The sequence below is a fragment of the Hydrocoleum sp. CS-953 genome, assembly GCF_002260545.1.
In the GTDB taxonomy this organism is placed as follows: Bacteria; Cyanobacteriota; Cyanobacteriia; order Cyanobacteriales; family Microcoleaceae; genus Trichodesmium.
The window spans coordinates 1-12,668 of the sequence record NZ_LGSU01001419.1 but is presented as its reverse complement, the minus strand read 5'-3'; the positions used below and the strand labels follow the sequence as shown (position 1 = coordinate 12,668).

Sequence of the window (12,668 nt, the reverse complement as noted above, 5' to 3'; positions counted from 1 at the left end):
ATTTATAGTAAATAATTACTTGGTCAATACATTATTTATAGACTTCAAACAGGATAAAATGCAAATTTAAGATTTTCAAGTTTAGGTTTACAGGCGATCGCTAAAATATCTCCGATACAATTCACATAGAGGCATGACTGAATTGCCTTGAAATTTTACTAATCCCATACTGCGTAATTTAAAACCTTCTTTTGTGCCTATAGGTACAGGATAATCTACAGCAATAATTTGTTTAATTGCTGTTAATAATTCTGGATTTTCTTCAAGATTATTTAAGTGGCGACGCAGGTGGTCGCAATAGGGGCCTTCTTCTGTGGGAGCGACCTGTAATAGTTTTTCTAAAGTGATTTTTTTCCGGGCAATATGATAGAGAGCTTGACGGACTAAATAAGGATGTCCTCCTACCATTACCATTAATTCTTTTATCTGTTCTGAAGACAATTCTAAATGATGTAATTTTACCAAATTTTCTACTTCTGCCGAGTTAAGTTCTCGTAATTCTATAGGTAAACCAACATTAAAAGGTGACTGATTAATATTTAGGGGAATATAGACTTCTTTAGAATGTACAATGACTAACCTTAAATTTTGCCATACTGCCTCATTTTTGCCACGTTCATGCCAAGTTCTGAGCAAGGCAAAAAAGGAAGTTGCAATTTCTGGATGTTGAAAAACTTGGTCTACTTCATCTAACCCTAAAGCTACAGGAGTAGAAATTTCTGAGAGTAGATATCTTTGAAAATAATTTGTACATTTGTTTTTACTCCCTAATACTCCTTGCCAATATTCAGACAATTTTTCTTCGAGACTAAGTTCATTAGTAATACTGGCACAAAACCACTGTAAAAATAAATCGAGATTAGTCAGAAATTCTTCATCTGCTGACTGAAAATTTAAACAAGCTTTCCGATATCCTTGGTGTTCAGCATAATTCAAAATTCGACTCATTAAAGAAGTTTTTCCCATCTGTCGGGGTGCCTTTACTCGAATTAATGCTCCTGGATTTAGAATAGTTTCATAACACTCTGATTCTATGGGTAAACGCTCTATATAAAAAGGAGAATTAAGTGCTACTTGACCAGAAGGAGTATCTAATAGTAACTCTTGTTTACTTGAGTTTTGGTCTTGTTTAAAAGTCAAATTATTAGAGGATAAATCAATATCTTGATTATTTATTTGTGAATTGCCTGGTTGTGTAATATCGCAATTAATAGGTGGTGATATTATAATTGTTTGACATTGTTCTTGCTGTGTACTGAAGTCAGTTAATTCTAGTCTAACTTTTTGCAGAGAATTCTCTAAGTCTTCTAAGGTGAATTTAGTTGATGGTAGTTGTTGATTAATTATCCCTAAAAAATCAGACTCAAAGATTTCTTTGACTAACTGATTTTGCTGCATTTCTTGAATAAAATTAATCGCCACTAAGTTTAATAACCCATTCACATTATCTTGAAGTTTTTCTAAATACTCATCTGGTTCATTTCCTTGAAGTAATACTTGGATAAATCTTTGGCATAAATCAGGAATTTTATCTGCTGGAGGCAAGGGAATTAATAAACAACTAATATCTTCTGTAAAACTTGTCAGAGATTCTGCTTGATTTAGATTTTTTAGCTGACTTCTTAACTTAGATAATTTTTGATTAATCCAACCTAAAGTTTCCCGTTGTTCCTGAGAGTGAAATGGTGAATATTGAATAAGTGTGGGAAAAGAACCTCCTACCTGATTTCTATATTCAATAACAATTTTTTCCTGTGCTTTTAGTAAAGATTTACTCGTAACTTTATATAGTTCATAATTCACAGAAGTATTATTTTGGCGGAGGCGCTCAATAAAAGATTCAAGACTACTTTGAAAAATATTAAAATCACAACTTATATCCTGACTAACCAAACCAATAATTGCTTTTAATAAAATCCAATTAAACATCTCAGAAATAGGATCAATATTTCCCCGCAAAACCTGCAAAGCTACTGCTGCATCAGAGTAACGCTGTTTCCAATTAACCCTAACCATTTTTGTTAACAAATTAGCCAGATTTTCACTTATATTAGGAGCTAATTTTTGCAGGTCTATTTCCCCCAATTCATCTTGGATAAAATTCCTTGGTGTAACTCCTGTCAAAGCTTGAATTGCAGTAATACCAACTGCATAAATATCACTAGCAAATTGTGGTCTACCTTGAGCTTGTTCCACAGGCATATAACCAGGAGTACCCACAGCAATTGTACTACTAGGTTGTCCTAGAGAATTAACAACTATATTACTCACTTCTTTAACTGCACCAAAGTCAATTAACATTAAATTTTCATCTTTATCTCGCCTCATAATATTCCCTGGTTTAATATCCCGATGAATCACCCCATTTTGATGTACAAATGCCAAAACTTCTAAAATGTCTGATAAGAATTTTTTGACTTTTGTTTCACTCCAAGGCTGATTTATTTCTTCGTTTAAATCGTGACCTATGATTAGTTCTTGAACTAAATAAAATTCTTGATTATGTTCAAAATAAGCATATAAAGTAGGAATTTTATCAGATTTTCCAAGTCGGTTAAGAATTTCACCTTCTTGTTGAAATAATCTCTGGACTTGTTGATGCTTAATTGTTGGTTTGAGTCGTTTAACAACACACCGAGGTTTAGGATTTTCTGGTATATCTATATCTTCAGCAATATAAGTTTCTCCAAAGCCACCCCCGCAACCTAATTGTTCGATAATTTTGTAATGTTGTCTTAGAGTTTGATTAATCAGAGAATTATTTTCAGACATTTCAATATCTAAATAAATTAATTAATTATAGCAATCAGGAATGAGATATGAGAAAAAACTGTAGAGTTTTGGTCTCCAAGCCCAGGGAAAAAAGGGATTTGGAAACCAAACCCCTACGGTCAAATCTTACAACCTATTTACGATTGCTATATTTACTATCTTATCATTAGAAAAGAGGGAGTAGGGACGTTGAATGTAACATCCCTACCTACTGCCCCAGAATGGAAAAATTTTAATTTTTTTTTGACAATTGTATTAGAGCTAATTTATCAAAGAATATTACAAATAATAGAAGTAGGAATAATTCATAAATCCCCCCTCCTTAAACCAACATATTTGAAATTTTTCAGCAACTTTTGCCAATTATGATTAGTAAAAATAGTCGTTTTATTGTCACCTTTTCCTATAGAATATAATCAATAAATTTATGCTTTTTTATTCCTACTTTAATGATGAGCGATCGCCGTCACTTTTTAAAATTATTAGGTCTAAGTTTATTGGCAACCCAACTTACTGCTGCCAATAAGCGTTTATCGCCCCAACCCATCCTCAAACCATCCCGCCTTAAAGTTGGCGATACTGTAGCAGTAGTTAGTCCTGCTAGCATGATTTTTAAACATGAACTCAAATACGTCAATTTAGTTTTAGGGCAACAAAAATTAAAAGTAAAAGTTGCCACCCACGCTCTAGATCGATATGGATATTTAGCAGGTAAAGATATAGATCGCGCTGCAGATATTAATGCCATGTTTGCCGATGACGAGGTAAAAGCATTGGTGACAACCACAGGTGGTTGGGGTAGTAGTCGCATCTTGCCATTATTAGACTATGACTTAATTCGGAAAAATCCCAAAATTATCATCGGTTATAGTGATATTACTGCTCTGTTATTGGCAATATATGCTCGCAGTGGTTTGGTGACATTTCACGGACCCTTTGGTACATCTACCTGGAATAAATTTTCTGTTGGTTATCTCAAAAGTATATTGTTTGAAGGAAAAGCGATGACCTTGCAACCGCCCCCGAATATTGTGGAAACTATTACAAGTGGAAAAGCGCGGGGGCGACTGGTGGGGGGGAATTTGTCCGTGTTAACGGCGATGGTGGGGTCGAATTTTTTGCCAGACTGGCGAGGGAAAATTTTGTTTGTCGAGGATATCAGAGAGGATGTTTATCGGGTAGATCGAATGTTGACTCATTTGAGTTTAGCTGGCATTTTGCAACAGTTGAATGGTTTTGTGTTTGCCAGATGTACTCGATGTCTGGATGAAGAGGATAATTTTCCCACGTTAACTTTATGGCAGGTTTTGTTAGATCATATTCGACCTCTCGGTATTCCCGCTTGGTATGGTACGGCGATCGGTCATATTCGGGATAAGTTTACAGTACCATTAGGAGTAGAGGTGGAAATTGATGCAAGTCGCGGTACAATTAAAATGTTAGAAAGTGCTGTTGTTTTGTAGGAGTTAGGAGCAAGAAGAGAGGATATAAAGGTATATTGTAATGGTAGTTCATTGTAATTATTTGTGTTATAATATCAACTCCGGTATTATCGGTTTAAAAAACCACAGAAACCGGGTTTATCTGAAATGCTCTACTATACTGACATCTATGCTCCCATCAACCCGGTTTCTTATAACACTTCCATTGCAAGCGGTGTAGTTATCAGACATAGGAGTGGGAGCAAGATGCTCCCATACTAGGCATTCCTTTTTCCTATTTTTAAGCTATTCAGAATATAGTTTTCGCAATTTATCCGTTGTTGTATTTCTCCCTTTTGTCTGGGTTTGGCGTGCTTAAAAAATAAGATCGCTCAGACTATCTGGAATAAAGTCAGCATTAAGATTAAGTGCGTCAGGTTGTATGTTTTGAACAATACCCAAAAATGAACCATTCAATTCAATTAGTGTTGATGATGCTGTTGCTTGGTTATCTAATTCTAGTTCCACAGAAGTTAAGTTGAGGTTAGATGCTGCAACGTTGGCTGGAAGCATGATTTTATCAACACCTGGCTCAAAGTCTACTATGACATCCGCATCTTGTTCATTAGTTGGAGAAACAGAAGTACCAGACACTACAAACACATCAGCTCCATCTCCACCAGTTAATATGTCTTGCCCTCTGTCCCCTGATAATGTATCATTGCCAACTCCACCTAATAAAACATCATTTTCTCTGCCTCCGAAGATAACATCATTGCCACTTCCACCAACGAAGGTGTCGTTGTTATTATTGCCTGAGAGGCTGTCGCTACCATCTCCTCCATCTAGACTATCAGAACCTCTACCACCCCATAGAATATCTGCTCCTTCTTCACCGAAAAGACTATCGGCTCCTCTGTTGCCAATAATTTGTTCTGCACTATCTCGGCCTGTAATTCGGTCATTCCCAGAAAGAGCTAGAATATCAGTCTGGCCTTCGGGGACAGTTTCTACATCGTCATCATTGCTAAATAAGTAGACGCTACCATCGTCGAATTCATTGACAGCGTTTTCTTCTACGCCAGCAACAGGGTTTCCTGGAAGGGTGTCGTCGGCTTGAGGGCTGTTAATAGAAACGATAAGATTTCCTGGATCGGTTCCACCACCATCAGGAGTAATCATACTATCGTCAATCACGCGGGGAGTTAGCGTAACTTCACCTCCACCCACTATATTCGCTTGGAGGGTATAATTACCCAATGAGTCAATTGAAGTAGGAGTGGTGTTAGTAACGCGAACTCTTAGGTTGGGATTACCTCCTGGTAATGTAAAGCTAGTAGAAGTACCTGCTGGTGCAACAATACTGCCGTTGTCAGCATTAACAACTTCTACCTGTGGGCTAAAACCCGAAGTATTGTTTTCGTCTGCCTCAATATTGGTTAAGGCCACATTAATAGTTGGACCCACTGCTGTTGCACTAATTTCAAATTCATCGGCTGGAGTAAACCCCATACCTACTGGAAAGATAAAATCATCAGCATTTAATTGACCTTCTACATTGAGCAAAGTTCCAGTTTGTGGATTTGCAAATGCACTGCTGCGCTCAGTTAAAGTAATTGTATTGTCATCTCCCTGGTCAGTTCTTACAACTAACTCATAAGGGTTATTAATATCTAAATTTATAGGACGAAAGCTACTAACCCGAATTCTGTAGTTGATATTTCTATCTATAGAAAAGTCGAGTTGTGAATTCTTGTTGTCTGGGAAATTTATGTCATCATTAAAGTCAATAACTTCACCTGTATCAGCATTGATAACTTGTAAAAAAGAGTCAAAAATGTTATCGTTACTTGTTAAAGCAATAGTTGCAAGTTCGTTAACTAGAACTCCATCAAAAGTGATATCCCATTCATCCGCACGAGAGAAACCCGTGGGATTTCTGGGGGGGGGGAGCCGGAAAAATAATATCGTCAACGTTAAGTTCGCCTGAACCTGATTGAACAGCCATAAATTAATAGTTTACAAAAGTTAATTTTAAAGGCTAGCTTGACTAAGCCTGTATAGCTAATATAGCTACTTTTCGATGTATGTAATCTCTTGCTTAATAATTTTTATAGGAATCAACAGTAATTGTTCAATTTTTCTCAAGTAGTGTTAAGATAGTTGTACGATAAGCCAGAAAATTCTTTAGATGCGCTGTTTGCCAAACTATCAAATCTTGAAAACTTTTAGCAGACTCTCTCCTCATTCTGTCTCCTTATTCCTTCTTCATTCTGACTCCCGATCAATTTTTGTGGATTAGAGCGAGTTTATTTAATCTTAGTGTGACCATGAAAATTGCAACTAAAACCCGCCCCTACTGTTGCACTATTTTAGCTGAAACAGTCCACTACAATAATTCATCAGGATCGATACCTCTTTCCCGGAGTAACTCTGCTAGTCGATCAGCACGTTGCTGTTGTTGGTCAGCCCGCAATTTCTCCTGGTCAGCGCGTTGTTGCTCCTGCTTCCTTAGTTGGTCTAATTCTACAGGAGTCATAAACTTGCGCCCGTCAGGTCTGTATATTTCCAAAGTTTCTGTTGTCAGTTGAAAGCGGATACCTAAACGGGGACTAACCCAACCATTTATTTCTTCTTCTTCTATTGTTTCTAAACGTTCCCCCACTTTAATTGAACCTGTAAAATCTATATTATCGGGGTCATAAACATAGTATTCTTCAACTCCATAATTTTGATAAAACAGCAGTTTTTTCATCATCTCTTGAGGGCGGTTTCCTGGTGACAAAATCTCAAATACTACCTGGGGGGCAATATTTTCTTCTTCCCACTGTTTATAAGAACCGCGTTCGCCTTTTGGTCTGCCAAAAACAACCATAATATCGGGAGCAATACGAATTTTATTATTGCCTTGGACGGGATACCACAGGAAGTCTCCAGCCACAAATACATCAGCAACTTCAGCAAATATAGCGCTACGCATTAAGGCTCTTGACATTTCTAAATCTTGTTTGCGCAGCATGACCTAGGAAAACCCTTTGACAGTTTACTATTCCCNTTAAGGCTCTTGACATTTCTAAATCTTGTTTGCGCAGCATGACCTAGGAAAACCCTTTGACAGTTTACTATTCCCTATTCCCTATTCCCTATTCCCTATTCCCTAGCGCGTAGCGCTATACAATTTCCAGGTTTTCTTTGATCGTAACTATCCAGCGAAACTGTTTCGTATTATCTGCCATTGGTTGACCGTCACTGTCTGAGTAAATTATTTCTGGTTTGGTATCAGTAGTTAGTTTTTTTACCATACTGGTTCACCATTAAGTTTTATAGGCTGATTTTATGATATAGCAATCCTATTTAGGTTGTAGAATTTGGTTAGCCGTGAGTTTAACGTTGGGGAATGCTTGATTCTTTAGTAGTTAGAATTTTATTGGATAGTTGAAGTTTAATCATTATATTACAACAGTTTTCAGGTCAATGAACCGTATTAAAAAAAATGAGAATTCCGTAGGGACGTTGCATGCAACGTCCCTACTTTGTGACTGCTAATAGCTGTTTGCGCAGCATCCCGCAGAAAATGCTTACCTTATACTTTCAAAATTTTATCATCAACTGAAAAATCTACCTCTGCTTTGTCACGACCGGAGGCAATAAAATCATTTTCCAATGAATCTTTCAAACCGGAAATTAAATCATATTCTGGCTGCCAATTTAATTCCATCATTCCCTTATTTACACTGGCAAAAAAATGTTGAAGTCGTAATGGAAAAGCTTTCTTTTTTCCAAAGTCGAAATCTTTTGGATTATAATGTACTAATTTAATAGAATCAGGAGATTTTCCAGCAGCTTCAGCACAGGCGCGAGCTAAACCATCAAAAGTGACAAAACGCTCTCCAGAAATATTATAAATTTGCCCAATTGCTTTTTCATTTCCTAAAACATTTGCCATTGCCATTGCTAAATCTTTGACATGACCTAATTGAGTAATATGAAGTCCATTACCAGGAATTGGAATCGGGCGATCGCGTACAATTCTGTCAAAAAACCACGCTTCTAAATCATTATAATTTTGTGGTCCGTAGATATAAGTCGGGCGAATTGAAGTCCAGGGTAAACCTTGATTTGCTAATTCTGTTTCTGTTTCATATTTTCCTAAATGACGACTTTTTGGATCTGTAGCATCTCCCTCAATATGAGGCATTTGGTCAGACTTTAAATAAACTCCAGCAGAACTCATATAAACGAAATGTTTGACTTGACCTTTAAAGATTTCTGCCAGAGGTTTTGTATCAGTTAATTTTCGTCCATTATTGTCAAAAACAGCATCAAATTTTTCGGATGCTAATTTTTCTTTGAGTTGGCTAGCATCGGTTCTATCACCATGAATTTCTGTTATTCCTGAGACTGGAGCAGGTTTATTTCCACGATTAAATAACACAACTTCATGCCCTTGCTCCACCAAAATTTTAGTTAAATATACCCCAATGAATCGGGTGCCACCCATAATCAATATTCGCATTTTTCCCTCTTGTTCTAAATTTTTCGTAGGTATTTTGGGAATAGAAAGATTTTGAGGATTGAAAGTCCGACTAATATCAATGAAAAAGTTGCCATTAAAAGACTCTGACTCTAATGGTAGAGTTTNTTTTTAAATAAGGCATAAGTCATTTTCTTGAAAAATTATAGCAATCCTAAATAGGTTGTAAGATTTATCGTAGGGGTTTGGTCACCAAACCCTAGTCAACATAATGGAATTTGGAAACCAAACCCCTACAGTTTTTCTCACATCTCATTCCTGATTGCTATATAGTAACATCAGGGTAAATTTACCGAAAAATCAAGGTATAAAGCCTTCTATTTCAAGAGAAAAACTGCTGAGGATATTTCCTTATATTCAATCTTCTTGGTTTTCCTTAAAAGAATTATCCATTACCCATTATCAATAAAGGTATAAAGCCTTCTATTTCAACAGAAAAAAAGTGCTAGGATATTTCCTTATATTCAATTACGTTACGGTTTTAAGCAGAGGTAATTATCAATTATCCATTATCAATTATCAATTATCAATTATCCATTATCCATTATCCATTAATGAATTATGCCAACTGAATATTCAGATAAATCAAAAGAAGTAAAAGATCGAAAAACTTCTCTAAGGATAGTTTTTGTGTTACCTATAGTCCTGCAAATTATGGTTGCTGTAGGTTTAACAGGATGGCTCTCATTACGCAATGGACAAAAAGCAGTTAATAATGTTGCTAGTCAGTTACTCAGTGAAGTAACTACCCGTGTCGATCAACATCTAAAAAATTATCTCAAAACTCCTCCAATTATTAATCAAATTAATAGAGATGCTCTTCTTTTGAATAACTTAGACATCGACAATTTAATTAGTTGGCGACCATACCTATTTCAACAAACCCAACTATTTAATCAAGTAAGTAGCATTGGTTTTGGCAGTGAGAAAGGAGAAGTAATCTGGATATTGAGATTAGATGAAAATAATTTTGAGCTGGGAATTAGTGATGAATTTAGTAATAGAAAACTACAAAAATATCCCTTAGATAATCAAGGTAATATAGCCAGACTACCAACAGGAGAATATGATTATAATCCAATAACAAGACCTTGGTATCAAGCTGCTGTAAAAAGAGGTATACCAACCTGGAGTAAAATATACCCCTGGATTAATGGAGATGGTTCAATAAGTAATTTAGGAATTGCTCATGTACTACCTTACTATGACCAAAAAAGTATTCGTCAGGGGGTACTTTCAGTTGATTTAAGCTTAGACAAGATCAGCAATTTTCTACAGAATNATCCAATAACAAGACCTTGGTATCAAGCTGCTGTAAAAAGAGGTATACCAACCTGGAGTAAAATATACCCCTGGATTAATGGAGATGGTTCAATAAGTAATTTAGGAATTGCTCATGTACTACCTTACTATGACCAAAAAAGTATTCGTCAGGGGGTACTTTCAGTTGATTTAAGCTTAGACAAGATCAGCAATTTTCTACAGAATTTAAAAATTGGTAAATCGGGTGAAATATTCATCGTCGAACGTTCTGGATTAATGGTAGCTACCTCTACTTCAGAAGTGCTATTTACGACTCAAGCTAATGGCAAAAAATTACAAAGATTGAAATCTTCAGAAAGTAGTGAACCATTAATTAAAGCTGCTGCTCAATACTTACAGAAAAGATTCTTAGGTCTAACTAATATAAATCAAAGTAAACAATTAAGTTTTGAATTTAATAGTCAACGAAATTTCCTAGAAATTAAACCTGTAAAATATGGTATTGGTATTGATTGGTTGATTGTAGTAGTAGTTCCAGAAGCCGATTTTATGGAGGAAATTTATATTCAAAGACGCAATACAATTTTATTATGTTTAGGTGCATTAGGATTAGCAATAACTGGTGGAATTTTAACTTCTCGGTGGGTAATTAGACCAATTCTAAGATTAAATAAAGCTGCTAAAAGTTTTGCTAAAGGAAATTGGCAACAAAAAGTAGAAGTTCAACACTCTGATGAACTAGGAGAATTAGCCCATTCATTTAATACTATGGCTGTGCAATTACAAGAATCATTTCACAGTCTAGAAACAAAAAATTCTGAACTTAAACGTTTAGATAAACTCAAGGATGAATTTTTAGCAAATACTTCTCACGAACTTCGTACTCCTCTAAATGGTATGATTGGAATTGCTGAATCAATGTTAGATGGAGCAACGGGAAAACTATCAGAAATTCAGCAAAAAAATTTATTAATGATTGCTCAAAGTGGTCATAGACTTACAGATTTAGTCAATGATATTCTTGATTTTTCCAAACTGAAACATCAAAATTTAGAATTGCAGTTAAAACCTGTAGGAATTAGAGAAATAACAGAAGTAGTTGTCACTATTTGTCAATCTTTAGTCGGGACTAAAAATTTAGAGTTAGTTAACTCTATTACGGCTGACTTACCTCCAGTTTATGCTGATGAAAACCGCTTACATCAAATTTTATATAACCTGATTGGTAATGGAATAAAATTTACGGAATCTGGGAGAGTAGAAATATCTACAGAGATTATTAATCAACAACAAAACTCACAATTAAATAATCAACATCCCATTCGAGAAAACCAACAATTAGCAATTACTATTTCTGATACAGGTATTGGCATTGCTGAAGATAATTTAGACAGAATATTTGCATCATTTGAACAAGCTGATGGTTCCACAGCTCGTGAATATGGAGGTACAGGTTTAGGTTTAGCAGTGACTAAAAAACTTGTGGAATTGCATGGGGGAAAAATTTGGGTAAAATCTCAAATAGGCATCGGTTCTAAATTTACTTTTACTATGCCAATATCTACAGAAGTTGCTGTTAGTAAGAACTCTCATATACCTGGAATTACTCAGAATAATCAGATAGTATTAACTAGGGAGAAAGAAACTGTCTTCTCTACTGAAGGAGAATCAATAAATAATGGAAAAGAAAGATCAGAAACAGCGCCAAAATTTAAAATTATGATTGTTGATGATGAACCAGTAAACTTACAGGTTCTTGTGAATATTTTATCCCTACAAAATTATTCCATAGTTCAGGCAATGGATGGCATAGAAGCATTAAAAATAATTGAGCAAGGTTGCCAGCCAGATGTAATTTTATTAGACGTAATGATGCCCAAAATGACTGGTTATGAAGTCACCCAAAAATTACGTCAAAATTTCTTACCCAGTGAATTACCAATTCTGATGTTAACTGCTAAAAATCAAGTCTACGATCTGGTCGAAGGATTAAATGCTGGTGCTAATGATTATCTGACAAAACCTATCTCTAAAAATGAACTAATGGCAAGATTAAAAACTCATCTTAGATTATCTCAAATTAACAATTCCTATAGTCGATTTGTTCCCCATGAATTTCTCAAATTTCTCAGCAAAGACTCCATAATTGATGTTGAATTAGGCAACCATGTCAGTAAAGAAATGGCAGTAATGTTTTCTGATATTCGCTCTTTTACCGCTCTTTCAGAAACAATGACTCCCCAAGAAAACTTTAATTTTGTTAATTCATATTTAGGGCGTGTAAGTCCAAAAGTTAGAGATAATTATGGATTTATAGTCAAATATTTAGGAGATGGAATGATGGCTGTATTTCCCAATGGAGCAGATGATGCAGTCAAGGCTGGTATTGCTAAAATTAAAGAAGTTGGAGAATATAATTTTATTAGAAAAAGTCAAGGTTATAAAGCAATAAAAGTGGGAATTGGAATTCATTTTGGACAAATGATGGTAGGGATGGTAGGAGAAAAAGCCAGAATGCAAGGTGATGCTTTTTCTGATAACGTCAACTTAACTTCTCGTTTAGAAGGACTAACAAAATTTTATGGAGTTTCTATTATAATTAGTGAAGCAGTATTTACTAATTTAGCAGATCCAGATCAATATCAAATTCGATTTTTAGATCGAGTCCTAGTTAAAGG

The 12,668-nt window shown here is 35.4% G+C and carries 7 protein-coding genes and 1 pseudogene; 3 read left to right on the top strand and 5 right to left on the bottom strand.

The window, feature by feature from the left end:
* Nucleotides 1-87: 87 nt before the first annotated feature.
* Nucleotides 88-2,772 carry an AAA-like domain-containing protein gene (locus AFK68_RS28955; protein ID WP_094677260.1) on the bottom strand — a complete coding sequence of 895 codons (2,685 nt, stop codon included), beginning with the start codon at nucleotides 2,770-2,772 and terminating at the stop codon, nucleotides 88-90.
* A gap of 452 nt (nucleotides 2,773-3,224) precedes the next feature.
* Here AFK68_RS28955 and AFK68_RS28950 point away from each other — a divergent pair, with 452 nt between their 5' ends.
* Complete coding sequence (locus tag AFK68_RS28950) at nucleotides 3,225-4,235, top strand: LD-carboxypeptidase (protein ID WP_094677258.1); 1,011 nt, start codon at nucleotides 3,225-3,227, stop codon at nucleotides 4,233-4,235.
* Between the two features lie 333 nt (nucleotides 4,236-4,568).
* On the opposite strand, the gene AFK68_RS35710 is transcribed toward AFK68_RS28950, so the two are convergent.
* From AFK68_RS35710 to AFK68_RS28935, 4 genes are all read right to left on the bottom strand, one after another.
* A complete protein-coding gene (locus AFK68_RS35710) occupies nucleotides 4,569-6,167 on the bottom strand; it encodes a calcium-binding protein (RefSeq protein ID WP_143438402.1) in 1,599 nt (532 codons plus the stop codon).
* A gap of 415 nt (nucleotides 6,168-6,582) precedes the next feature.
* Nucleotides 6,583-7,188, bottom strand: coding sequence for a Uma2 family endonuclease (locus tag AFK68_RS28940; protein WP_246844526.1), 606 nt, complete (start codon nucleotides 7,186-7,188; stop codon nucleotides 6,583-6,585).
* A 175-nt stretch (nucleotides 7,189-7,363) separates the two neighbouring features.
* The gene (locus AFK68_RS35700) at nucleotides 7,364-7,495 is read right to left on the bottom strand and encodes a hypothetical protein (protein WP_371357610.1); all 132 of its coding nucleotides are present in this window, start codon (nucleotides 7,493-7,495) and stop codon (nucleotides 7,364-7,366) included.
* Between the two features lie 281 nt (nucleotides 7,496-7,776).
* Nucleotides 7,777-8,709, bottom strand: a complete 933-nt coding sequence (locus tag AFK68_RS28935; RefSeq protein WP_094677254.1) for an NAD-dependent epimerase/dehydratase family protein — start codon at nucleotides 8,707-8,709, stop codon at nucleotides 7,777-7,779.
* A gap of 579 nt (nucleotides 8,710-9,288) precedes the next feature.
* Here AFK68_RS28935 and AFK68_RS46870 point away from each other — a divergent pair.
* Together AFK68_RS46870 and AFK68_RS46865 are read left to right on the top strand one after the other, a co-directional pair.
* Nucleotides 9,289-10,008 (top strand): annotated as a pseudogene (locus tag AFK68_RS46870) (histidine kinase); the annotation flags it as partial.
* Between the two features lie 258 nt (nucleotides 10,009-10,266).
* Nucleotides 10,267-12,668, top strand: a 2,402-nt coding sequence (locus AFK68_RS46865; RefSeq protein WP_371357611.1) for a response regulator, incomplete at its 3' end; no start/stop codon positions are given.